The sequence below is a fragment of the Nitratireductor indicus C115 genome, from assembly GCF_000300515.1.
In the GTDB taxonomy this organism is placed as follows: domain Bacteria; phylum Pseudomonadota; class Alphaproteobacteria; order Rhizobiales; family Rhizobiaceae; genus Nitratireductor; species Nitratireductor indicus.
The window spans coordinates 129,773-153,497 of the sequence record NZ_AMSI01000008.1; the positions used below are offsets into that span (position 1 = coordinate 129,773).

Genomic DNA, 23,725 nt, shown 5'->3' on the forward strand with positions numbered 1-23,725 from the left:
CTTTTGTGTCGAAACCGGCAGACGAGGGGCCCGCGATAATGACAGTGACAGAAACTCCTGCTTCCACAAAATTTGCCGGCATCGCGCAGAAGCTCGGCAATCGCTCCATCGTCTTCGTCGGCCTCATGGGGGCCGGCAAAACCGTGATCGGGCGCAAGGTCGCCGAAATGCTGGGGCTTGCCTTCATCGACAGCGATCATGAGATCGAAACGGTGTCGCGCATGACTGTGGCCGATCTCTTTTCGTCTTACGGAGAGGCGGAGTTCCGCTCGCTCGAACGCCGGGTCATTGCGCGGCTTCTCAAATCCGGGCCACGCGTGGTGTCGACCGGTGGCGGCGCCTTCGTCAACGCGCAGACGCGCCGGGCTGTCGCGCGCCGCGGAATCTCGATCTGGCTGAAGGCCGATCTGCCCACATTGATGGAGCGTGTGGGACGCAAGTCGACGCGGCCCCTTCTGAACAACCAGGACCCGGAGAGCGTGATGCGCCGGCTCATGGACGAGCGCTATCCTCTTTATGCGGAGGCCGATATCGTCGTGCATTCGCGCAACGAGCCGAAGGATGTGATCGCCGGAGAAGTCGTGGATGCGCTGGCGCAATACCTCGAAAACGATGCCCACGCACCGCGCGAAGGCACGCGAGGCAATGGAGATGCAAAATGAACGATAGCGCCATGGCGCCGGTCAAGGTCGAGGTTTCTCTGGGTGCACGCTCCTATGATATCCTGATCGGGGCAGGTCTCGTGCGGCGGGCAGGCGCGGAGATCGCCCGTCGGCTGCCGGGCATTCGCGCGGCTGTCGTCACGGATGCAAATGTGGCCGCGCGCCATCTCGAACCGCTGCGCGAGAGCCTTGCCGCGGCGGGCATCGAGGCTGCCGCGATCGTCGTTGCGCCGGGTGAAAAGTCCAAGAGTTTCGCGACGCTTGAGGACGTCGTGTCCGGCGTGCTTGCCGAGCGGCTTGAGCGCGGAGACGCGGTTATCGCGCTCGGCGGCGGTGTTGTTGGCGATCTGGCGGGGTTTGTTTCCGGCATCGTGCGGCGCGGCATGCGCTTCGTGCAGGTGCCAACATCTCTGCTGGCGCAGGTGGATTCCTCCGTCGGTGGGAAGACGGGCATCAACACCTCTCACGGCAAGAACCTCGTCGGTGTCTTTCACCAGCCCAGGCTCGTTCTTGCGGATACGGATACACTCGACACATTGCCGGCGCGCGAGTTCCGCGCGGGCTATGCCGAGGTTGCCAAATACGGGCTGATCGACCGGCCGGACTTCTTCGCGTGGCTTGAAAAAAACTGGCAGGCCGTTTTTGCCGGCGGGCCCGAACGGGTGGAGGCCATCGCCCAATCCTGCCGCGCCAAGGCCGATGTGGTGGCACGCGACGAGCATGAGAAGGGCGACCGCGCACTTCTCAATCTGGGGCACACTTTCGGTCATGCGCTTGAAGGCGCGACCGGATATGACAGCGCGCGCCTGGTTCATGGAGAAGGTGTGGCCATCGGCATGGCCTTGGCGCATCGCTTTTCCGCGCGGCTCAATCTGGCGAGCCCCGACGACGCGGATCGGGTCGAGGCCCATCTCAAGGCGGTGGGCCTGTCCACACGGCTTTCGGATGTTCCGGGCGGGCTCCCTGGAGCTGAGGAACTTTTGAACTATATTGCGCAGGACAAGAAAGTTTCCCGCGGTGCGCTGACCTTCGTGCTTACGCGGGGCATCGGCCAGTCATTCGTCGCCAACGATGTTCCGGCCAGCCAAGTTCTTTCCTTTCTTGAGGAGAATCTTACCCCATGACCGCAGAGATGTGGATCACAGGTGGCATCATTCTGGGCCTGATCGTGCTCTCCTTCCTGTTTTCGGGGACGGAGACGGGCATGACGGCCGTTTCACGCGCCCGCCTTCATACGATGGAGGCGAATGGCGATCCGCGGGCCGGGCTCGTCACCAGGCTCATCGCGCGGCGCGACCGTCTCGTGGGGGCGCTGCTGATCGGCAACAACCTGGTCAATATCCTGGCCTCTGCGCTGACGACGAGCCTGTTTCTGCGGCTCTTCGGCGATGCGGGCGTGCTTTACGCCACGGCCATGATGACGGTGCTTCTGGTTATCTTTTCGGAAATCCTGCCCAAGTCATGGGCGCTTGCCCGGCCCGAGCAGTTCGCCCTGTCGGTGGCGCCCTTCGCACGGCTGGCGACCCTTTTGTTCGGCTTCCTCTCCTCGCTCGCCAATTCCGTGGTGCGGCTCCTGCTTTCGGTATTCGGCATCAATCTGTCGAGCGGCCAGTCGATGCTTTCGGCGCATGAGGAACTGCGTGGCACGGTGGAGGTTCTGCACCGTGAAGGTGCCGTGGTGAAGCAGGATCGCGACCGCGTGGGCGGTCTGCTCGACCTGCACGAGCTGGAAGTGTCCGATGTGATGATCCACCGCACGAACATGCGTTCGGTGAATGCGGACGATCCGCCTGAAACGGTGGTGAAGGAAATTCTGCGGAGCCCCTATACGCGCATTCCGATCTGGCGCGGCTCCACGGAAAATATCGTCGGTGTCGTGCACGCCAAGGATCTGCTCAGGGCACTGGGCGACGTGGAAAACGACTACTCCAAGGTGGACATCGGCAAGGTGGCCTCGAAGCCCTGGTTCGTGCCCGACACCACCACATTGCAGGACCAGCTGAATGCCTTCCTTCGCCGCAAGGCGCATATCGCCATCGTCGTCGACGAGTATGGCGAAGTTGAAGGGCTGGTGACGCTGGAGGACATCATCGAGGAAATCGTCGGCGACATCGCCGACGAACATGATGTCGAGGTCCAGGGCGTTAAGCAGGAGGCCGATGGCTCCATCGTCGTGGAGGGCTCTGTGCCGATCCGCGATCTCAACCGTGCGCTGGACTGGGATCTGCCGGACGAGGAGGCGACGACGATCGCCGGCCTCGTCATCCATGAAACGCAGACCATCCCCGAGGAAAAGCAGGCCTTCACCTTCTTCGGAAAGCGTTTCATCGTCATGAAACGCGACAAGAACCGCATCACACGGTTGAGAATCCGGCCGCTTTCGTGAAATCCTCCGGCGGGGCCATGATGGCGGCCCCGGCCGGTGCGGGCGTTACCAGCGGGTCGGTTCGCCTGGAGCTGCAGGTTCCACTGCCAGTGCGTGCACGCTGTCCTTCAGTTCGTCGGCCAGGAGATCGTTGACCGCGCGATGGCGCTGCAGGCGGCTCATTCCAGAGAAGGCGTTGGCGACGATGCGTACGCGGAAATGTGTCTCGCCGGTGCCGTCGAAATGTTCCTGATGACCGGCATGCAGGTGGCTCTCGTTGATGACGGCCAGGCGTTCGGGCGAAAATGCTGCCTTGAGCTTGGTTTCCATGGCGGACTGGATGGACATTCGGGCTTCCTCATACCATATGGGGACGGTTCCCCATTTCCGTGCGATTCAAATCGCTCGATTTGAACGATGACGAAAAGTCAATTCTTGTATAGCAGCGTCAAGCCGCCATACTTCTTTCCTGATTTGGTGTCACGCGATCCGTTATGAAACCCTACTCGAAATATTTCGAGAAAATCCGCATCCGCCCCGACCGGGCAGCCGATGCAAAGCCCGATGTGCCGCGCTGTCAATGGGATGGCTGCGAAGCACCGGGCGTGCATCGCGCCCCTGTCGGCCGGCATAAGGAAGGCGAGTATTTTCGCTTCTGCGTCGATCACGCGCGCGAATACAATAAGAATTACAATTATTTCTCCGGCCTCAGCGATGGCGAGGTGGCGCGTTATCAACGGGAAGCGCTGACAGGGCACCGCCCCACCTGGAAATTCGCCGGAGGTGAATCGGCCCGTGCCGCGCCCGATTTTTCGCAGGCGCGCTCGGGCAGAGCCGGCTATCACAACCGCGTGGGCGATCCGTTCAACCTGTTCGGGGGACGGCGCGAGGCGGCGCAGCCCCGCCAGCGCAGGCTGCGCCCGCTTGAGGCCAAGGCGCTCGAAACGCTGGGCCTGGGTGCACAAGCGACTGGCGAAGAAATCAAGGCGCGCTATAAAAGCCTGGTGAAACGTCACCATCCGGACGCCAATGGCGGTGACCGGGGCTCCGAAGATCGGCTGAGAAACGTGCTTGAAGCTTACAGGCTGTTGAAGCAGGCCGGTTTCTGTTAAAGCCCTTTTTTGATGAGACGCACCACGTAATATAGTTCAAGCGATGCAGGCAGGAAGCCTGGCCGCTGGAGGCATGATGAACAAGATCGACCGCGATATCGCCAACCTGCCGGACACGACCGTTTCGGTGAAAGAGACCTTCGGCTTCGAGTCCGATCTGGTCGTGCCCGCCTATTCGGTGGCGGACGCCCACGTGCCGGATATCGACCCGGACTATCTTTTCGACAAGCCGACCACGCTCGCCATTCTCGCCGGTTTTGCGCATAATCGCCGCGTCATGGTCTCGGGATATCACGGCACCGGCAAATCGACGCATATCGAGCAGGTCGCCGCCCGCCTCAACTGGCCCTGCGTGCGTATCAATCTCGACAGCCATGTGAGCCGTATCGATCTCGTCGGCAAGGATGCGATCGTGCTGAAGGAAGGCAAGCAGATCACGGAATTCCGCGACGGAATCCTGCCCTGGGCCTATCAGCACAACATCGCTCTGGTCTTCGACGAATATGATGCAGGTCGCCCAGACGTGATGTTCGTGATCCAGCGCGTTCTGGAAGCCTCCGGCCGCCTGACCCTGCTCGACCAGAGCCGCGTCATCCGCCCGCATCCCGCCTTCCGCCTGTTCGCGACCGCCAACACGGTCGGCCTCGGCGATACGACCGGCCTCTATCATGGCACGCAGCAGATCAACCAGGCGCAGATGGACCGCTGGTCCATCGTCACGACGCTCAATTATCTGCCGCATGATGACGAAGTCGCCATCGTGCTTGCCAAGAACAAGCACTTCCAGAACGAGAAGGGTCGCGAGACCGTTTCGCGCATGGTGCGGGTTGCCGATCTCACACGCTCTGCCTTCATGAACGGCGATCTTTCCACTGTGATGAGCCCGCGTACGGTCATCACCTGGGCGGAGAATGCCGAGATTTTCGGCGATGTGGGTTTCGCCTTCCGGCTGACCTTCCTCAACAAGTGCGACGAGCTGGAGCGTGCCGTTGTGGCCGAGTTCTATCAGCGCGCCTTTGGCGAGGAACTGCCGGAATCCTCGGCAAATGTCGCTTTGAGCTAGCAAACCCGATTGCCGGGCCGCGTGTCCGGCATTTCTCGAATGCGGTGAACACAGGAAATGCGGGAGACGATCCATGCGTTATGAAGGTGGGTGCCATTGCGGGGCGGTGCGTTACAATGTCGAGGTCGATCTCGCCAATCCGATCACCTGCAATTGCTCCTATTGTCAGAAGCGGGGCAGCATTCTCGCATTCACCCCGGCGGAGAATTTCATGCTCGAACAGGGTGAGGACAGCCTGACGGAGTATCGCTTCAATACGAAGACGATCGCGCATCTGTTCTGCTCGGCCTGCGGCATGGAATCCTTTGCCCGTGGCGTCATGCCGGAGGGCACCAAGATGGCGGCGATCAATGTACGCTGCCTGGATGGCGTCGATCCCGCCACGATGACACCGCACCATTATGACGGGCGCGCCCGCTGAGCCGCCCGGAGAAGACGCAGGGACGACCGTGACCCAATCCAACCGCAAGCCAGGGCAGCCCGCCGATGCGCCGCTCGATCCGTTCAAGCGCGCCGTCGGTGTCTGTATGCGTGCGGTCGCCGGCGATAACGAGTTCGACGTCGCCTTTTCCAAGGACAAACCGGCCCTCACGGGTTCCAGGGCGCGTCTGCCGGATCTCCCGAAGAAGCCAAGCGCGGAGTTGCTTCAGGTAACGCGTGGGCTCGGGGATTCGATGGCGTTGCGCCATGCCCGCCACGATACCAACCTGCATCGCCGCCTTGCGCCGGAGGGCAAGGACGCGCGCGCTATCTTCGACGCGGTGGAGCAGGCTCGCGTGGAAGCCATCGGCACCAATGCGATGCGTGGCATGGGCGACAATCTCGCCGCCATGCTTGAGGACAAGTATTCCCGCTCCAACATGGCCGAGGTTTCCGACAAGGCGGATGCGCCACTCGAGGAAGCGATTGCGCTGATGGTGCGCGAGAAGCTGACCGGGCGTCCCGTGCCGCCAAGCGGCGAAAAACTCGTGAACCTGTGGCGCGGCTGGATCGAGGAAAAGGCTGGCGCCAATATCGATGCGCTGGCCGGCCAGATCGACAATCAGGACGCATTTGCCCGTTCCGTGCGCGATCTCCTGACTTCCATCGACCTTGGCGAGGAACTGGCCGAGGAAGAGCAGAGCGAGGAGAGCGAGGACGATAGCGATGCTCCCGAGGCGCAGGAGCAGGCCGAGGAGAGCGAGCAGGAAGAGACCAGCGGCGAGGAAGCCGAGGGCGAGGAATCCGGCGGCGAGAGCGAGGATACCGAGACCGGCGAAAGTGAGGCCGGGGACACGACCGCCGAGGATGTCAGCGAGGACGACGATCTCGATTCCGAAACGCCCGGCGAGGCGCGCCGGCCCGACAATCCGTTCGATCTCGCCGCACGGGAAATGGACTACAAGGTCTACACCACCGATTTCGACGAGGAGGTGGGCGCCGAGGATTTATGCGACGAGGAAGAGCTCGACCGGCTGCGCGCTTTTCTCGACAAGCAGCTTGCCAATCTTTCCGGCGTGGTCGGGCGGCTTGCCAACCGGCTGCAGCGCCGCCTGATGGCGCAGCAGAACCGCTCCTGGGATTTCGATCTGGAAGAAGGTGTTCTCGACACGGCGCGGCTGACCCGTCTCGTCATCGACCCGATGCAGCCGCTTTCCTTCAAGCGTGAGCGCGACACGAATTTCCGCGACACGGTGGTGACGCTGGTGCTCGACAATTCGGGCTCCATGCGCGGCCGGCCGATCACGGTTGCGGCGACCTGCGCCGACATTCTGGCGCGCACGCTGGAACGTTGCGGTGTGCGCGTGGAAATCCTGGGCTTTACCACCCGAGCGTGGAAGGGCGGGCAGGCGCGCGAGAAATGGCTGAAGGACGGCAAACCCGCCAATCCGGGCCGGCTCAACGATCTTCGCCACATCGTCTACAAGAGCGCCGATGCGCCCTGGCGCCGGGCGCGCCGCAATCTCGGTCTGATGATGCGCGAGGGGCTCCTGAAGGAGAATATCGACGGCGAGGCGCTTCTGTGGGCGCATCACCGGCTGGTCTCCCGACCGGAGCAGCGCAAGATCATGATGATGATTTCGGATGGTGCACCGGTCGACGATTCCACCCTATCGGTCAATCCGGGCAATTATCTCGAGCGGCATCTGCGCGGCGTCATCGAGCTGATCGAAACACGCTCGCCGGTGGAGCTTCTGGCCATCGGCATCGGCCACGATGTGACGCGCTATTACCGCCGCGCCGTGACCATCGTCGACGCGGAGGAATTGGCCGGCGCCATGACCGAACAGCTTGCTTCGCTCTTTGAGGAAGAGGGCGCGCGCCGGGGTGGCAGCGCGATGCGACGTGCCGGCTGATCGGCGCGTTTCCGGGGCCGATCTATCCAGCAGGTTCGAGCGCCTCTGGCGTGGTGGGATGAAGCGCTCGTCATGGCGCTTCCTCGCGGCCATGGCGCTTTTCACCCTTGCAGCCTTGTTGCCGTTGGCTTCCGCCCGGGCGGAGGAAGCCGCCATCCCGATGGTGGTCAATGCGACCAGAATCGACCGTTTCAAGGTCGGCTCCGACGAGACCCGATTTGGACCTTTGGAGTTTGTCGGCGGTCTTTCGCTGACCTCGCAGGCCAGTCATTTCGGCGCCTTTTCGTCGTTTCGCTTTTCTTCTCCAGGCGCAGACTTCGTCGGTGTAGCGGATACCGGCTTCTGGTTTTTCGGCCGGGTGCAGCGGGATGGGGAGGGGCACCCCACGGGCTTCTCCGATTTCAGCATGCAGTCTATGGTGGATGAAAACGGCTCGACAGCCCGTGACAAGTGGACCACAGATGCTGAGGGCATAGCCCTGCGGGATGGGCAGGCTATCGTCAGTTTCGAGCGCGTGCAGCGCATTGCGCAGTTCCGTGTTGCCCGCGATGCGATGGGCGCGGCAGCGCGCGACATCGACTTTCTTGTGCCGCGCCGGGAGTTGCGCAGCAATCGCGGCTTCGAGACGGTCGCCTTTGCGCCGCAAGACAGCCGGCTTGGCGGTGCGCTGGTGGTGGTGACCGAACGCAGCCTCGATCCAGACGGCAATTGCTTTGCCGCCATCGTGGAAGGGCCGCACAAGGGCATTTTTTCCGTGGCGCGGCACGATGGGTTCGACGTTACCGACGGTGCCTTTCTCGCAAATGGCGATCTGCTGCTTCTGGAGCGGCGCTTCACCATGGCCGACGGGGTGGGGATGCGGTTACGCCGCATCCGGGGTGAGACGATCGCGCCCGGCGGGCTGGCAGACGGCCCTGTGCTTCTCACCGCCGATATGGCCTATCAGATCGACAATATGGAGGGCCTCGATGTCTGGACGCGCCAGGATGGCGCAACCATCGTCTCCATCATTTCGGACGACAATCACTCCATCCTTCAGCGCAATCTCTACCTGGAGTTCCGGCTGATCGAAGATTGAGTTTGCCGAACCACGAGGGCGCCAGGCACACGCTGCCGGCAGATCAACCGCGCCGCGCAGCCCGTGTCGCCGCCTCGTCCACCGCAGAGCTGTCAGCGCTCAACACCACGCCGAAAAGCAGTCTGGCCTCATCCGGGGTGTAATAGCCGAGCGCCACATCCCGGAGCACATCGCCTGCCAGGCGCTCCAGCGGATCGCCATAACCGCCGCCGCCCGGCGTGCCGACGCATACACGGTCGCCGGCTTTCAGCGGGATGTCCTGTTCCTTGGAAAGATGCGGGGGCACATGGGCGGAGCCATCGCGCCAGACCGTCACCTCGTTCACGCCGCCATCTCCGCCGCCGAGCACGCCCTGCGGGCCGGTGCGGCCGTGGTCCATGACGAAGGAGGCGCGTGCCTCGCCGCGCAGCAGCTCGACCTCATAGGACAGGCCGAAGCCGCCGCGATGGCGACCGGCACCGCCCGACCCCTCGCGCAGCGCATAGCGCCGGTAGAGAACGGGAAAGGCCTGTTCCATCACCTCGACCGGCGGCGATTTGGAAATGCCGATGGTCGAACAGCCATTGGTCAGTCCGTCATGATCTGCATTGCCGCCATAGCCGCCGCCTGAGATCTGGTACATGACGAAGTCGCGCCCGCGTGCAGGGTCGTGGCCGCCGAGCGCGAAATTGCCGCTGGAGCCTGCGGGCGCTGCCGTCACCTTCTCGGGTAGCGCATTGACCATTGCCGCGAAGACGGCTTCGGCGATGCGCTGCGAGACCTCCGCCGCGCAGCCGGAAACGGGGCGTGGATAGCGCGCGTCCAGGAAGGTGCCTTCCGGACGCTTCACGATAAGCGGCTCGAACGCACCGGCACTGAGCGGCACTTCCGGGAAGATGTGACGCATCGCCAGATAAATGGAGGAAAGCGTGGTGGCGAGCACGCTGTTCATCGGCCCGGCGCAGGGCGGGCTCGACCCTTCGAAGTCGAAGGTCAGCGTGTTGCCCTTTTTTTCGACGGCAAGCGCGATGGTGAGGGGGGCATCCACCACGCCGTCCGAATCCACATAGGCGTTCCCGCGATAGGTGCCGTCGGGTATCGGCGCGATAAGGGTGCGCATCTGGGTGGATGCGCGCTCGCGCAACTCATCGATGGCGCTGCGTACCGTATCGTCGCCATAGCGATCGAGCACCTGGGCAAGACGCTCCGCCCCCACTTCCAGGGCAGCGCCCTGCGCGCGTATGTCGCCGATGCGCTGGTCGGCAACACGGATGTTGGAGCAGATGATGGCGTAGATTTCCGGGTCGAGCACGCCCTTCTTGAAGAGTTTCACCGGCGGCAGGCGCAGCCCTTCCTGTTCGACGGCGGTGGCGGAAGCGGAGAAGCCTCCGGGAACCGCACCGCCGATATCGGGCCAGTGGCCGGTGTTCGAGAGCCAGCAGAAAATCTTGCCGTCGCGCCAGACAGGCATGGCGAAGCGCACATCCATGAGATGCGTGCCACCCAGATAGGGGTCGTTGACGATATAGATGTCACCCGGCTCCGGGGCCGCCGTCAGGCCCTCGGCGATGCGTTCGATAAGGGTGCGGGTGGAGTATTGCATGACGCCGACAAAGACGGGCAGTCCGCCTGAGCCTTGCGCGATGAGGGCGCCATCCTCGGCCGAATAAATGCCATCCGAGCGATCATTCGCCTCGGCAATGACGGGGGAGAAAGCGGCGCGCGAGAAGGTCAGGTCCATTTCGTCGCAGACCTGCTGCAGCGATGCCTGGATGACGGACAGGGTGATGGCGTCGAGGCTGGGGTGAGTGGTCACTGTCCTGCCTCCACAGTGATGATGATGTTTCCGTCCCTGTCGGAAACCGCGCGGTCGCCGGGTTCGATCACCGTGGTCGTATCGAGCTGTTCGAGGATCGCAGGTCCTTCGATGACCACGTCGAGCGGCAGCTTCTCGCGGACATAGACGGGGGTGTCGTGCCATTCCCCTGAAAACCAGACACGGCGGGTCTCGCTGAGCGCTTCGCCGAGTGTCGCCTTGCGGCCGGCCGGGTCTATGAGGCTGGCGAGGTCGATGCCGGCGCGCACGCCGATCACCGAAGTGTTGAGGTTGACGAGATTGGCGCGGATCTCCGGCAGGCGCACCTTGAAGCGGGCGAAATAGGCTTCCTCGAAAAGCTGCTGCAACGTTTCGCGGTTCACGTCCGGCCCGGGCAGTGGAACGTTGAGCAGATGGGTCTGGCCGACGAACTGCATGTCGGCGGTGTGGATGCATTCGATCCGCTCGGGTTGCACGACCTCCTTGGCGATCAGCGCTTCGCCCTCGGCGCGTTGCTCTGCCAGAACTGCCCGCAGAAGGTCGAGATCGAGGCTTGCGACAGGCCGGTTGAGCGTGCGCACGAAGTCGTGGCGCAGGTCCGCCACCACACAGCCCAGTGCATTGGTGATGCCCGGCCGTGCCGGCACCATGACGCGTGGAATGCCGAGTTCGCGGGCAAGGGCTGCGGCATGCAGCGGGCCCGCGCCGCCGAAGGCGAAGAGCGCGAAGTCACGCGGATCGTGACCCTTGCCGAGGGACACCATGCGGATCGCACCGGCCATCCTGATGTTGGCGAGCCGCAGGACGGCGCCGGCTGCCTCGATGCCGGAAAGGCCTATGGGCGCTCCGAGCCTTTCTGCGAAGATGGCCTCCACATCTGCCACGGAGACAGGGCTTTCGACGGACAGCAGCTTGCCGGGGTTCAGGCGCCCCAGCAACAGGTTCGCGTCGGAAATCGTCGGCTCGGTGCCGCCGCGCCCATAGCAGATGGGACCGGGCTTGGCGCCGGCGCTTTGCGGACCGACCTCCAGCAGGCCGGCATCATTCAGCCGCGCGATGGAGCCGCCCCCAGCGCCGACCGTATGCACATCCACCATCGGCACATGGATCGGCATGGCATATTCCACCTCGATCTCGTTGGAAACGGCGGGCCGTGCGCCACGCACCAGTGCCACGTCCGTGGAGGTGCCGCCCATGTCGTAGGTGATGAGGTTCTCGATCCCGGCGCTGCGCCCGGTGAAGGCAGCAGCCATGACGCCGGAGGCGGGGCCGGACATGACGGTCTTGGCTGCCTCGCGTGCGACATGGGCAGCCGAAATCATGCCGCCATTGCCGTTCATGACCAGAAAATCGCGGGAATAGCCGAGGTCCTTCAGCTCCGCTGCGAGTCGCGCGACATAACGCTCGAGGATCGGTTGAACCGAGGCGTTTACGGCCGCGGTAACGCCTCGTTCGAACTCGCGGGCTTCCGACAGGAGCGCGTGGCCGGTGGTGATATAGCTGTTCGGCCAGAGTTCAGCTGCGATTTCGGCGGCCCTGCGCTCATGTGCCGGGTTCGCATAGGAATGCAGGAAATGGATGACCAGCGAAACGCACCCCGCCTCGCGCAACGTGCCTATCGCGCGGCGGAGCGCATCCTCGTCAAGCGGGATCAACACGTTGCCGGCAGCATCCATGCGCTCGGGGACTTCCAGGCGCAGGTTGCGAGGAATGACGGGGCTGAACGTCCCGGTCATGCCATAGGCGTTGGGCCTGGTGCGGCGGCCGAGCTCGATGACGTCGCGGAAGCCGGCGGTGGTGATCATACCGGTCGTGGCAAGCTGGCGTTCCAGGACGGCGTTGGTGGTTGTTGTGGTGCCGTGGACGATGAGGCCGATATTCGCAGCCGGGACGCCTGTCGCGCGGATCGCATTCACGACGCCATAGGCCTGATTTTCCAGGGTGGTTGGCGTCTTGGCGATTTTGACGCGGGCAGGCCCTGCCTGCGCACCGTCTGCCGCGTCCGTTTCGATCAGGATGAGGTCGGTGAATGTGCCGCCGACATCGATCCCCACGACCGCGCTTGGGACCCCATTTGGGGCAGCAACGCCCGAATTGATGCCATTTTTCTCATCCATGGGCGAAATCCGGAATGCGAAACCTTTTTTGATCCAGCATCATGAAATAGGTCTCGAAGCTTGTTAAGCTTGGTGCTAAATTCATTTGTATACCAATAATTCCGGCAAGCAAGAGCGAGCATCGCTGCCGGTACCCCGGTTTGCAAACGGATCAGAAACAGGCATAGAGATTTCCGACTGAACGAGGAAACTTATCCATGGACAGCGCTGTGCTCCGCGAAATTCCCGAAGAGAAGACGCCAGAATTCCCGATTCCCGCCGGATGTCACGCCGAGCGTGTGGTTTCGGTGAAGCATTATACGGATCGCCTGTTCTCCTTCCGCATCACACGTCCGCAGAGTTTCCGCTTCCGTTCCGGTGAGTTCGTGATGATCGGTTTGCCGAATGCGGCGAAGCCGGTTTTCCGTGCCTATTCGATTGCGAGCCCTGCCTGGGATGACGAGATCGAATTCTATTCGATCAAGGTGCCGGACGGTCCGTTGACGCAGCACCTTCAGAAGATCCAGCCGGGCGATACGGTGCTTCTCAGGCAGAAGTCCACCGGGACGCTTGTCAATGACGCGCTGACGCCGGCGAAGAACCTCTACATGATCTCCACGGGCACCGGCATTGCGCCCTTCGCAAGCCTTATCCGCGAGCCGGAAACCTATGACAAGTTCGAGCGCATCATCCTGACCCATACCTGCCGGGATGTGGCTGAGCTGGAATATGGCAATGAACTCGTTGCGGCGTTGAAGGACGATCCGTTGATCGGGGAACTGGTCGAGGGGCGGCTCGTTCATTTCACCTCCACCACGCGGGAAACCTCGCCGGTGATGGGGCGCATCACCGCGTTGATCGAGAATGGCGAGCTGTTCAAGGCGCTGGGCACCGAGCCTTTCAATCGCGAGAACGACCGTGTGATGATCTGCGGCTCGATGGAGATGCTGAAGGACGTCAAGGCGCTGGTCGAGAAGGCCGGCCTGAAGGAAGGCTCCAATGCCGAGCCTGCCGATTTCGTCGTCGAGCGCGCATTCGTGGGCTGACGTCGCCTCGGTCGCGGGCGTTTATTGCCCGTGCCATGAAGCCGGATGCGCGGTTTGCGGTTCCGGCATGAATCCTCGGGGAAGGCCCGAGGATGACGAAGAGTCGAATGACGGTCGATCAATGCGGCCTCGTTCCTCATCCGTCTTGTAGTTTGCGTCAACTCTTCGTCTGCCCTCGTTTGCAGGTTTGTCCAGTTGCCGCGCGCGCCCGCGCTTGAGCCTGACCGGTCGATGTTTCCATCCCGAAATCATCTCTGAGGTCTTGACCCGCCATGGCGGTCATGCGATACGCAAATCCAATATATCTATAAATCTGGATATTTGGATAATGAACAAGGTGGAAGCCATTGGCGCGCTTGCCGCTCTCGGGCAGGAAACCAGACTTGATGTGTTTCGCCTGCTCGTTCAGGCCGGGCCAGCCGGTCTTCCGGCCGGCGATATCGCGGCGAAGCTGGGCGTCGTTCAAAACACCGCATCGGCTCATCTCAAGGTGTTGTCCCAGTCGAGCCTGATCCGTGCCGAGCGCGAGGGACGGACTATCCGCTACACAGCGGACATGGCCGGTTTCCGCGATCTCCTTGCCTATCTGATGGAGGATTGCTGCAACGGCAATCCCGATCTCTGCCGCCCCGTCATCGAAGCGGTGACGTGCAATTGCTAGGAGTGTGCCGCCTTGCGTGACCGACCGTTTAACGTTCTCTTCCTGTGCACCGGCAACTCTGCCCGCTCGATCCTCGCCGAGGCGATTCTGAACCGTGCCGGTGCCGGGCGCTTCGTCGCTTATTCCGCGGGTTCGCGTCCCAGGGGAGCGGTGCATCCCCATGCGCTCGACCTGCTCGCGCGCATGAACCATGACACGGCCTTTGCGCGGTCGAAGGATTGGGCGGAGTTTGCCGTGCCCGGGGCTCCGGAGATGGATTTCGTCTTCACGCTCTGCGACAGTGCCGCCCAGGAGCCTTGCCCGGTGTGGCCGGGCCAGCCGATGACGGCGCATTGGGGCCTGCCGGATCCTGCCGAAGCCATAGGAACAGAGGCGGAAAGGCGTCTGGCCTTCGCCGATGCCTACCGCATGCTCAACAATCGAATTTCCGTTTTCACGGCGCTTCCGCTCGCCACGCTCGACCGGCTTGCACTGCAACGCCGTCTCAACGAAATCGGCGGTGCGACAGAAACACCAGAACAGGCATAGACATGACAGACAATGCAATTTCGTGCGCCGAACGGCCGGCAGGCGGGATCGGCTTCTTCGAGCGTTACCTGTCCATCTGGGTGGCGCTTTGTATCGTGGCGGGTATTGCGCTTGGCAATCTGTTTCCCGGCTTGTTCAGCTTTCTCGCGGGCCTTGAATACGCTTCGGTCAATCTCGTCGTCGCGGTGCTCATCTGGGCGATGGTGTTCCCGATGATGGTGAATGTGGATTTTGCGAGCCTCAGCCATATCGGCGACCGTCCCAAGGGACTGGTGCTGACACTGGTCGTCAACTGGCTCATCAAGCCTTTCACCATGGCGGCGCTTGGCGTGCTGTTCTTTCAGTATGTGTTCGCGCCATGGATCGAGCCTGTGGACGCGCAGCAATATATCGCGGGGCTTATCCTGCTCGGGGCCGCGCCCTGCACCGCGATGGTCTTCGTCTGGAGCCAACTCACGCGTGGCGACGCCACATATACGCTTGTGCAGGTCTCGCTCAACGACGTGGTGATGATCTTTGCGTTCGCGCCCATTGTCGCGCTGCTGTTGGGCGTCACCGATATTGCCGTACCCTGGGAGACCTTGCTTCTGGCAACCGGGCTCTATGTGGTGATACCGCTCGTAGCAGGCGTTCTTACGCGGAAATGGCTGACTGCGCGGGCAAACGGCGCAGAAGCGGAGGCGGCGGTTACCCGCTTCACGTCGTCCCTGAAACCCGTTTCCGTCATCGGACTTCTGGTCACCGTCGTGCTCCTGTTCGGTTTCCAGGGACATGTGATCGTGGCGCGACCGGTTCTCATCGTCCTGATCGCGGTGCCCCTTCTCCTCCAGTCCTACGGCATATTCTTCCTCACCTATTTCGCGGCACGCATCTGGAAAGTGCCGTTTAATGTCGCCGCGCCCTGCGCGCTGATCGGTACTTCGAACTTCTTTGAACTGGCGGTTGCGGTTGCCATCAGCCTCTTCGGCTTGAATTCCGGCGCCGCTCTTGCGACGGTGGTCGGCGTTCTGGTGGAGGTGCCGGTGATGCTGTCGCTGGTGGCCTTCGCAAACCGTACCCGGGACTGGTTTCCCCAAAGCTGAGTGAGAGACGAATGAGCGCAACCATCTATCACAATCCCAAATGCGGCACGTCGCGCAATGCACTGGCCATGCTGCGGGAAGCCGGTGAGGACCCCGAGGTCATCGAATATCTGAAAACGCCGCCGAGCCGGGAGAAACTGGTTTCGCTGATCGGGGCGATGGGCATCACGCCACGCGATCTCCTGCGCCAGAAGGGCACGCCCTATGACGAGCTCGGTCTGGGCGAGGACAAGTGGAGTGACGACCAGCTCATCGATTTCATGCTCCAGCATCCGATCCTGATCAACCGGCCGGTCGTGGAAACCGATCTTGGCGTTCGTCTGTGCCGGCCGTCCGAAGTGGTTCTGGAAATCCTGCCCGAGGGGGCTGTGAAATCCTTCACCAAGGAAGACGGGGAAGTGGTGAAGAAGGGCTAGATCGGTTCACCGTTTCACGGAAACCCTGAACCGATCTATTTTTTGTTTTCCGCATTTATGCAGACTGCAAAATGCTCTTGGTTCCCGGCATCACCGGCGGCGGGCGTTGACTTGTCGGGCCAGGCACGCGAGGGTGCCGGCCCGTGAACACAAGCAGCCAAATGCCTCCGCCGGCCATTCCTCTGCGGATATGGAAGATCGCCGCCGTCACGGGCGCCGGTGCCTTCATGGCCATGCTGGATTCCACCGTGGCCAATCTGGCGCTGGAAACCATCCGCCGCGATTTTTCCGCCTCTCTCCCGCTTATCCAGTGGATTGCCACGGGCTATCTGGTCGCGCTTGCGATTTCTCTTCCTGCCGCAGCCTGGCTCGGCAAGCGCCACGGCTACGGCAGGTTGTGGGCAGGCAGTCTTGCCGGGTTTGTGGTGGCGTCGGCCCTGTGCGCCCTGGCGCCCGGTCCGTTGACGCTGATCGCTGCGCGGTTCCTGCAAGGCCTCGCGGGCGGTTTGATGGTGCCAGCCGGGCAAGCGGTGATCGGTGCTGCGGCCGGGCCCAAGCAACTCGGGCGGATCATGGGCGCCCTTGGCCTCGTCGTGGCGCTGGGCCCGGCGATAGGCCCGGCAATCGGCGGCCTGGTGCTCGGCCATGCCTCCTGGCGCTGGCTGTTCTGGATCAATGTCCCGATCGGGATTGCGGCCCTCGCCTTGGCGCGCGGGCTTGTACCCGGTGGCGCGCGGGACGGGGCGCGGCCTTTCGATCTGAAGGGCATGCTGCTTCTCGGCATGGGCCTGCCACTTCTGCTTTACGGCGCGCTGGAGATGGGCGCGGACGGGATCAGGACACGCTATTTCTTCTCCATCGCCGCTGGTGCTCTGCTGGTTGCGTCATTCGTCGCGGTCGCCTTGCGGACACGCCAGCCACTGATCGATCTCACATTGTTGCGAAGGCCGGTTTTTTCCGCTGCCACGGCGACTACGGGCCTGACCGGCGCCAATATGTATGGCGGGCTTCTGCTTATCCCGCTTTACCTTCAGATCGTGGCGGGGCGCAGCACGGCAGAAACAGGCTTCCTGCTTCTTGCCATGGGGATTGGCAGCGCACTGACATTGCCCGTCGGAGGCATCCTCACCGACCGGTTCGGCGCGGGAAGGGTGAGTTTTGCCGGCGGTCTGCTGCTTCTTGCTGGCACATTGCCCTTTCTGCTTCCCGGTGTGCTCAACGACAGGATGCTCGTTCCCGTTCTTGTTCTGAGAGGCATCGGTATGGCGCTTGGTCAGATGCCTGCAATGACGGCGGCCTATGCCAGTGTGCGGAAGGAAGAGATGGGAGATGCCACGACGCTGGTAAACATCGTGCAACGCGTGGGAGGCGCGGTAGGCGCGGCGGGCATCGTCATTCTGCTCGCCCAGATGGCGGGAGAGGCAGCCTATGCCGCCGCGTTTCTGGCACTGGCAATCGGCGCGGCGCTGGTCCTGTTGCTCGCCCTTCTTCTCATGCGCTTCGGCGATGCGGAAAAGCGGGAAGCTTCGGCTGCCTGAAAAATCGCTTCTCTTCTGTACATTTGCGCCTCGCCCGCGTAGGTACGGCGCAAAGCGTCGGCGAAAACACTGCGCCGCGCGCCCATGACCATGACAGACGGGCGCGACCACCGTTTCCGAAAGAAGAGAAATGACTGAATACGAAGGCATTGTTCCGGCGCTCGGCCGGGCGTTGGCAAAGCGTGGCTACACGGAACTCACCCCGGTCCAGAAGGCGGTGCTCGAGATGGAGCCCGCAGGTGCCGATGCGCTCGTTTCCGCGCAGACGGGATCGGGCAAGACGGTCGCCTTCGGCATCGCGCTGGCGCCGAGCCTGCTCGACGGAAAGGAGCAATTCGGCCCCGCTGCAGCGCCGCTCGGCCTTGCTGTCGCACCGACCCGCGAGCTGGCGCTCCAGGTGAAGCGCGAGCTCGAATGGCTTTATGCCGAAACGGGCGCGGTGGTGGTTTCCTGTGTCGGGGGCATGGACATGCGCACCGAACGCCGTGCGTTGGAACGCGGCGCGCATATTGTCGTGGGAACGCCGGGCCGGCTCTGTGACCATATCCGCCGCCATGCGCTCGACGTTTCGGATCTCAGGGCCGTGGTGCTGGACGAGGCCGATGAGATGCTCGATCTCGGCTTCCGCGAGGATCTCGAATTCATCCTCGACGCAGCACCCGCCGAGCGGCGCACGCTGATGTTTTCGGCAACGGTGTCGCGGACCATCGCGAACCTTGCCAAAAGCTACCAGAAAGATGCCATTCGCATCACCACGGCGGCCGAGCAGAAGCAGCATGGCGACATCGAGTATCGCGGCTTCCTCGTTCCTCCGCAGGAGCGCGAGAACGCCATCATCAATGTGCTACGCTTCTATGAAGCCAAGAACGCGCTGGTGTTCTGCAACACGCGCGCCATGGTCAACCATGTGACGGCGCGCTTCAACAATCGCGGCTTCTCCGTGGTCGCTCTTTCGGGCGAACTCAGCCAGAATGAGCGCACCCATGCGCTGCAGGCCATGCGCGACGGGCGCGCACGGGTCTGCGTGGCGACGGATGTCGCCGCGCGCGGTATCGACCTACCCAATCTCGAACTGGTGATCCATGCGGATCTGCCGACCAATGCGGAGACGCTCCTGCACCGTTCGGGCCGTACGGGCCGGGCCGGACGCAAGGGTGTCAGCGCGCTCATCATGCCGGTGAGCGGCCGCCGCCGCGCCGAGCGCCTGTTGCGCGACGCCAAGGTGCAGCTCGAATGGGACAACCCGCCTTCCGCCGAGGCGGTTCTTCAGCGCGACGACGAACGTCTTCTCGCCGATCCGAACCTCACCGAATCCGTGCATGAGGATGAGGCCGATTTCGTGCGCCGCCTTCTTGCCGAACACGGGGCGGAGCAGGTTGCGGCGGCTTTCGTGCGTACCTATCGCGGCAAGCTTTCTGCGCCCGAGGACCTCTCCGAAGTGCGTATCTTCGACAAGAGTGTCGACAAGGGGCGGGAGGGGCGCGAAAGCCGGGACGGCGGTGCGCGCGACGAGGGCAAGCCGCGCCGGCAGGATTTCGAGCGCAGCGTCTGGTTCTCCCTTTCGGTGGGGCGCAAGCAGAATGCGGAGCCGCGCTGGCTCATTCCCATGCTCTGCCGTGCGGGCGAACTCACCAAACGTGAGATAGGGGCCATCCGCATGCAGCAGGATGAGACCTTCGTGGAGCTCGACGCGGACAGCCTGGAACGCTTCCTCGAAGTGCTGGGACCGCAGGCGACGCTGGAGCGCAACATCCGTGTCGTGCAGCTCGATGGGGTGCCGGACATGTCTGCGCGCCCATCCTTCAGGGATGGGGGTGGCAAAGGCTTCCGCAACGAGGAGCGGCCATTCGACAAGCGCAAGCCCAAGCCGCACCGCAAGAGTGGAAAACCCTTTGGTGAGGGCAAGCCGCAGGGAGACAAGCCCTATGCGGACAAACCCTATGCGGACAAGGGCGGCAAGAAGAAAAAGGATTGGAAGGAGCGCAAGGACGCGCCCACCGGTTTCGGCAAGGCGAAATCCGCAAAGCCTGCGGGAAAACCCGCCGGCGCAAAGAAGAAGCCGCGCGGCAAACACGATTGAACCCAGGGAGCCTCCGCCCCCTTCTCCCCGCATGCGGGGGAAGGAGGCCTCGACATTGGCGCGCCGCCTCCGGTTGCCGGTTGCGGGCGATGTTGCATTGCGGCAGGCAATCGGGTTAAAGGACCGCCATCCGCTCTGGACCCGGTGAAACTCCGGGTGGCTCTGCCGGCCGCCGATCCGCCGGCTCACTCCATGTGTGTCGTTCCAAAAAGTGCGCAGCGTTCGGATTTGCGCGCGGCGGCCACGTATCCGGATATTTCATGTTCTCGCTTACCCATTATCGCCAGCAGTGGTTCGGCAATGTGCGCGCCGATCTATTGTCGGGCCTCGTGGTGGCCCTGGCGCTCATTCCAGAGGCCATCGCCTTTTCCATCATCGCGGGGGTCGATCCGAAGGTCGGTCTCTATGCGTCCTTCTCCATCGCCGTCGTAACCGCAATCGCGGGCGGGCGGCCCGGCATGATCTCGGCCGCGACGGCGGCCACAGCCGTGCTCATGGTCACGCTGGTGAATGAGCACGGGCTCGATTATCTGCTGGCCGCCACCGTGCTTGCCGGCCTCCTGCAGATCGGTGCGGGGTTGTTGCGGCTCGGCAGGCTCATGCGGTTCGTGTCGCGCTCGGTGATGACCGGTTTCGTCAACGCGCTGGCAATCCTCATCTTCATGGCACAATTGCCCGAGTTGATCGGCGTGCCCAACCTCACCTATGTGATGGTCGCGGCAGGGCTTGCCATCATCTATCTTTTCCCGCGTGTGACAAAGGCCGTTCCTTCGCCGCTTATCTGCATCATCGTGCTGACGGCGATCTCCATCGCCTTCGGGCTCGATGTGCGCACGGTGGGCGATATGGGCGAATTGCCATCCACCTTTCCCACCTTCCTTTTGCCTGACGTTCCGCTCAATTTCGAAACACTGCGCATCATCCTTCCCTATTCGGCAGCGGTGGCGGCTGTCGGCCTGCTCGAATCCCTCATGACGGCATCGCTGGTCGATGAACTGACCGACACGCGCAGCGACAAGAACCAGGAATGTATCGGCCAGGGCCTGGCCAATGCTGCGACCGGCTTCATAGGCGGCATGGCCGGCTGTGCGATGATCGGCCAATCCATGATCAACGTGAAATCCGGCGGGCGGGGGCGGCTTTCATGCTTTGTTGCGGGCGTTTTCCTGCTCATCATGATCGTGCTTCTGGGCGACTGGGTGCGCCAGATTCCGATGCCGGCGCTGGTAGCGATCATGATCATGGTGTCGATCGGCACCTTCTCCTGGTCGTCGATCCGCAATCTGCGCAGCCATCCGCTGTCTTCCTCCATCGTCATGCTGGCGACGGTGGCCTGCGTGGTTTTCACCCACAATCTGGCCATCGGCGTTCTGGTGGGCGTGCTTTTGTCGGGCATCTTCTTCGCCGGCAAGATCGCGCAAATCTTCCGCGTCACCTCGACGCTTTCCGAAGATGGCCGTCAGCGCACCTACCGGGTGGAAGGACAGGTCTTCTTCGCCTCGGTGGAAGATTTCAATGCAGCCTTCGACTTCAGGGAGGTGCTGGAGAAGGTCGTCATCGACGTTTCGCGGGCGCATATCTGGGACATTTCCAGTGTTGGCGCGCTCGACATGATCGTGCTCAAATTCCGCCGTGACGGGGCGGAAGTGGAAATCGTCGGCATGAACGAGGCGAGCGAAACCATCGTCGACAAGCTCGGCATTCACGACAAGCCCGGTGCGCTTGAAAAACTGATGGGGCATTGATCATGACAATTGCAGCGTTCATCGATGGCTCCGTCTATGCACAAAGCGTGTGCGAGCACGCGGCATGGATTGCAGGGCGACTTAACACCGGTGTCGAACTCGTGCATGTGCTGGGCCGGCGCGAGACGGCGAGCGCGCCGTCCGACCTGTCGGGCAACATCGCGCTTGGTGCCCGCAGTGCACTTCTGAAAGAGCTTTCCGAACTCGACGAGCAGCGAGCAAGGCTTGCGCAGAAGCGGGGTCGGGCCATTCTGGAGGACGGCGAAGCGGTGGTTCGGGCTGCCGGCATCGACGCTGTGGCCAGCCGGTTGCGCAATGGCGATCTCGTGGAGACGATGGCCGAAGTGGAGGCGGAAGCCGAGCTGATCGTCATCGGCAAGCGGGGCGAGGCGGCAGATTTCGCACGGTTGCATCTGGGGTCCAATCTGGAGCGCGCAGTGCGTTCCAGCAACAAGCCGGTCTTCGTGGCATCGCGCGCCTTTCTGCCGGTGGAGAGGGTGCTGGTCGCCTATGATGGCGGACACAGCAGCATGAAGGCGGTGGATGCGATGGCGCGCTCGCCGCTCTTCGCCGGCCTTGAGGTCACGCTTCTGACCGTGGGCGCGAAAACGGATGAAGCCGTGAGGCGTCTGGACGATGCCAGGGCGGTGCTTGCCGCCGGTGGCATCGAAGCCGAGACGAAGGTTGTTCCCGGGCAAGCCGAGACGGCAATCGCCGACCGGGTGGAAACGGAACGGTATGAGCTGCTCGTCATGGGCGCCTATGGCCATTCGCGCATTCGCAGCCTCATCATCGGCTCCACCACGACCGAGATGCTGCGCTCCTGCAAGATACCTGTGATGTTGTTCCGTTAGGGCTTCGGCATTTGTGCCGCGACAGGTGATTTTACCTGACCGCAAAATGCTCTAGGACTAGGCGAGGCCCGTCAACGGAGGATCGCCGACATGACCGTGACCATCGTCATCGCGCAGGGAGGCGGGCCAACGGCCGTCATCAACCAGACGGTCGCAGGTGCCGCGCTCGAAACGATGAAGCGCTATCCGGGCGCGCGCGTCCTTGGGGCGCTGCATGGTGTGCGCGGCATACGGGAAGGGCGCTTCGTCACGCTTTCCGATCTGTCGGAACAGGAATTGCTGCGAATTGCCGCGACGCCCAGCGCGGCCCTCGGTTCCACGCGCGACAAGCCGGACGAGGCCTATTGCGAGGCGATTATGCGAGGACTGCGCGGGGCCGGTGCGGACGCCTTCATCAACATCGGGGGAAACGACACGTCCGGCACGCAGGCGATCCTGCGCGACGCGAGCGGTGGAGGCATCACCTTCCTGCATGCGCCCAAGACCATCGACAACGATCTCATGGAAAACGATCACACGCCGGGCTTCATATCGGCGGCGGAGATGGTGGCGGGCGCGTTCCTCAGCATCGATCTCGATTTTCGCGCCTTGCCGGGCATCTATGTGGGCATCGTCATGGGGCGTCATGCGGGGTTCTTGACGGCGTCAGCTGCGGCGTGGTCGCTGGACGAGGAAGGCGGGCCGCATCTGATCTATGTGCCCGAGCGGGCCTTTTCGCGCGAACGCTTCGTCGAGGACGTCAAATCGGTCTTTCATCAATATGGGCGCTGCATCGTCGCCATGTCCGAAGGGGTGACTGATGCCGAAGGCCGCTCCCTGGTGGAGACGCTGGTGCCGCGCGAAATGCAGGAGCGCGACGCGCACGGCAATCTGAAGCTTTCAGGCAGCGATCTTGGGCAGGCCATCGAGCGCATTCTGGCGGAGGACCTGCCGGGCAGGCGCGCCCGCGTGGATACGTTCGGCTATCTGCCACGCGGCAATATCGCGACCATCAATGATACCGATGCGCGCGAGGCCTATGCCGCGGGCGCCTTCGCCGTTGCCTCCCTGGAACAGGGACATGGTTCGGTGGCCCTGCAATTCGACGGAGAGCGGACGGTCTGCAAGCTCGTCGAGCTCGATGCAGTGGCGGGCAAGACACGCGAAATGCCCGATCGTTTCATGCATGTTCACGAAAGTCGTATCTCGCAGGAGGGGCTGGCCTATTTCAACCGCCTCCTGCCGCGCCGCTACGATCCGGCCAAGCCCTTCGTGTGAAGCCCGCCGGC

The 23,725-nt window shown here is 62.8% G+C and carries 21 protein-coding genes and 1 other annotated feature; of the genes, 18 read left to right on the forward strand and 3 right to left on the reverse strand.

The window, feature by feature from the left end; genetic code table 11:
• Nucleotides 1-38: 38 nt before the first annotated feature.
• From NA8A_RS13105 to NA8A_RS13115, 3 genes are read left to right on the forward strand one after another with little or no spacing between them, the layout of a single operon-like run.
• Nucleotides 39-662, forward strand: a complete 624-nt coding sequence (locus NA8A_RS13105; protein ID WP_009450791.1) for a shikimate kinase — start codon at nucleotides 39-41, stop codon at nucleotides 660-662.
• Entirely contained in the window at nucleotides 659-1,786 is a 1,128-nt protein-coding gene (gene aroB, locus NA8A_RS13110; protein WP_009450792.1) for a 3-dehydroquinate synthase, read from the forward strand. The genes NA8A_RS13105 and aroB overlap by 4 nt, the downstream gene beginning before the upstream one ends.
• Nucleotides 1,783-3,048: an HlyC/CorC family transporter gene (locus NA8A_RS13115; RefSeq protein WP_009450793.1), complete on the forward strand. Its 1,266-nt coding sequence runs from the start codon at nucleotides 1,783-1,785 to the stop codon at nucleotides 3,046-3,048. The genes aroB and NA8A_RS13115 overlap by 4 nt, the downstream gene beginning before the upstream one ends.
• Before the next feature lie 45 nt (nucleotides 3,049-3,093).
• Here the strand turns inward: NA8A_RS13115 and NA8A_RS13120 are convergent, their stop codons facing one another.
• Entirely contained in the window at nucleotides 3,094-3,375 is a 282-nt protein-coding gene (locus tag NA8A_RS13120; RefSeq protein WP_009450794.1) for a BolA family protein, read from the reverse strand.
• Nucleotides 3,376-3,521: 146 nt separating this feature from the next.
• Between NA8A_RS13120 and NA8A_RS13125 the strand changes: the two genes are divergently transcribed.
• From NA8A_RS13125 to NA8A_RS13145, 5 genes are all read left to right on the forward strand, one after another.
• Nucleotides 3,522-4,139 (forward strand): J domain-containing protein, encoded by a 618-nt coding sequence (locus NA8A_RS13125; RefSeq protein ID WP_009450795.1) that lies wholly within the window; start codon nucleotides 3,522-3,524, stop codon nucleotides 4,137-4,139.
• Between the two features lie 76 nt (nucleotides 4,140-4,215).
• The gene (gene cobS / locus NA8A_RS13130) at nucleotides 4,216-5,202 is read left to right on the forward strand and encodes a cobaltochelatase subunit CobS (RefSeq protein WP_009450796.1); all 987 of its coding nucleotides are present in this window, start codon (nucleotides 4,216-4,218) and stop codon (nucleotides 5,200-5,202) included.
• A gap of 73 nt (nucleotides 5,203-5,275) precedes the next feature.
• Entirely contained in the window at nucleotides 5,276-5,623 is a 348-nt protein-coding gene (locus NA8A_RS13135) for a GFA family protein (RefSeq protein WP_009450797.1), read from the forward strand.
• Nucleotides 5,604-7,538 (forward strand): cobaltochelatase subunit CobT, encoded by a 1,935-nt coding sequence (gene cobT / locus NA8A_RS13140; protein WP_009450798.1) that lies wholly within the window; start codon nucleotides 5,604-5,606, stop codon nucleotides 7,536-7,538. The genes NA8A_RS13135 and cobT overlap by 20 nt, the downstream gene beginning before the upstream one ends.
• A 58-nt stretch (nucleotides 7,539-7,596) precedes the next feature.
• The gene (locus NA8A_RS13145) at nucleotides 7,597-8,616 is read left to right on the forward strand and encodes an esterase-like activity of phytase family protein (RefSeq protein WP_040672596.1); all 1,020 of its coding nucleotides are present in this window, start codon (nucleotides 7,597-7,599) and stop codon (nucleotides 8,614-8,616) included.
• A 43-nt stretch (nucleotides 8,617-8,659) separates the two neighbouring features.
• Here NA8A_RS13145 and NA8A_RS13150 read toward each other — a convergent pair whose 3' ends face one another.
• Both NA8A_RS13150 and NA8A_RS13155 read right to left on the reverse strand, forming a co-directional pair.
• Nucleotides 8,660-10,411 carry a hydantoinase B/oxoprolinase family protein gene (locus NA8A_RS13150; protein WP_009450800.1) on the reverse strand — a complete coding sequence of 584 codons (1,752 nt, stop codon included), beginning with the start codon at nucleotides 10,409-10,411 and terminating at the stop codon, nucleotides 8,660-8,662.
• Nucleotides 10,408-12,528, reverse strand: coding sequence for a hydantoinase/oxoprolinase family protein (locus NA8A_RS13155; RefSeq protein WP_009450801.1), 2,121 nt, complete (start codon nucleotides 12,526-12,528; stop codon nucleotides 10,408-10,410). Before NA8A_RS13155 ends, NA8A_RS13150 begins: the two co-directional genes overlap by 4 nt.
• Before the next feature lie 197 nt (nucleotides 12,529-12,725).
• Between NA8A_RS13155 and NA8A_RS13160 the strand changes: the two genes are divergently transcribed.
• The 10 genes from NA8A_RS13160 to NA8A_RS13205 all read left to right on the forward strand — a co-directional run bounded on the left by NA8A_RS13160 (nucleotide 12,726) and on the right by NA8A_RS13205 (nucleotide 23,714).
• Nucleotides 12,726-13,553, forward strand: a complete 828-nt coding sequence (locus NA8A_RS13160) for a ferredoxin--NADP reductase (RefSeq protein WP_009450802.1) — start codon at nucleotides 12,726-12,728, stop codon at nucleotides 13,551-13,553.
• Nucleotides 13,554-13,881: 328 nt separating this feature from the next.
• Nucleotides 13,882-14,214 carry an ArsR/SmtB family transcription factor gene (locus NA8A_RS13165; RefSeq protein WP_009450803.1) on the forward strand — a complete coding sequence of 111 codons (333 nt, stop codon included), beginning with the start codon at nucleotides 13,882-13,884 and terminating at the stop codon, nucleotides 14,212-14,214.
• A 12-nt stretch (nucleotides 14,215-14,226) separates the two neighbouring features.
• Nucleotides 14,227-14,742, forward strand: coding sequence for an arsenate reductase ArsC (locus NA8A_RS13170; RefSeq protein ID WP_009450804.1), 516 nt, complete (start codon nucleotides 14,227-14,229; stop codon nucleotides 14,740-14,742).
• Nucleotides 14,743-14,744: 2 nt separating this feature from the next.
• Nucleotides 14,745-15,824, forward strand: a complete 1,080-nt coding sequence (gene arsB, locus NA8A_RS13175) for an ACR3 family arsenite efflux transporter (RefSeq protein WP_009450805.1) — start codon at nucleotides 14,745-14,747, stop codon at nucleotides 15,822-15,824.
• 11 nt (nucleotides 15,825-15,835) lie between these two features.
• Complete coding sequence (gene arsC / locus NA8A_RS13180) at nucleotides 15,836-16,240, forward strand: arsenate reductase (glutaredoxin) (RefSeq protein ID WP_009450806.1); 405 nt, start codon at nucleotides 15,836-15,838, stop codon at nucleotides 16,238-16,240.
• A gap of 143 nt (nucleotides 16,241-16,383) precedes the next feature.
• A complete protein-coding gene (locus NA8A_RS13185) occupies nucleotides 16,384-17,778 on the forward strand; it encodes an MDR family MFS transporter (protein ID WP_143087981.1) in 1,395 nt (464 codons plus the stop codon).
• Nucleotides 17,779-17,908: 130 nt separating this feature from the next.
• A complete protein-coding gene (locus tag NA8A_RS13190; RefSeq protein WP_009450808.1) occupies nucleotides 17,909-19,858 on the forward strand; it encodes a DEAD/DEAH box helicase in 1,950 nt (649 codons plus the stop codon).
• Nucleotides 19,859-19,992: 134 nt separating this feature from the next.
• Nucleotides 19,993-20,048 (forward strand) — a sequence feature (sul1 is cis-regulatory element that is thought to sense ions involved in sulfur or methionine metabolism; They are found in Alphaproteobacteria).
• Between the two features lie 70 nt (nucleotides 20,049-20,118).
• Nucleotides 20,119-21,603: a SulP family inorganic anion transporter gene (locus NA8A_RS13195; RefSeq protein WP_009450809.1), complete on the forward strand. Its 1,485-nt coding sequence runs from the start codon at nucleotides 20,119-20,121 to the stop codon at nucleotides 21,601-21,603.
• The gene (locus NA8A_RS13200; RefSeq protein WP_202802948.1) at nucleotides 21,603-22,457 is read left to right on the forward strand and encodes a universal stress protein; all 855 of its coding nucleotides are present in this window, start codon (nucleotides 21,603-21,605) and stop codon (nucleotides 22,455-22,457) included. Before NA8A_RS13195 ends, NA8A_RS13200 begins: the two co-directional genes overlap by 1 nt.
• Nucleotides 22,458-22,547: 90 nt before the next feature.
• Nucleotides 22,548-23,714 (forward strand): diphosphate--fructose-6-phosphate 1-phosphotransferase, encoded by a 1,167-nt coding sequence (locus NA8A_RS13205; RefSeq protein ID WP_009450811.1) that lies wholly within the window; start codon nucleotides 22,548-22,550, stop codon nucleotides 23,712-23,714.
• Nucleotides 23,715-23,725 lie beyond the last annotated feature (11 nt).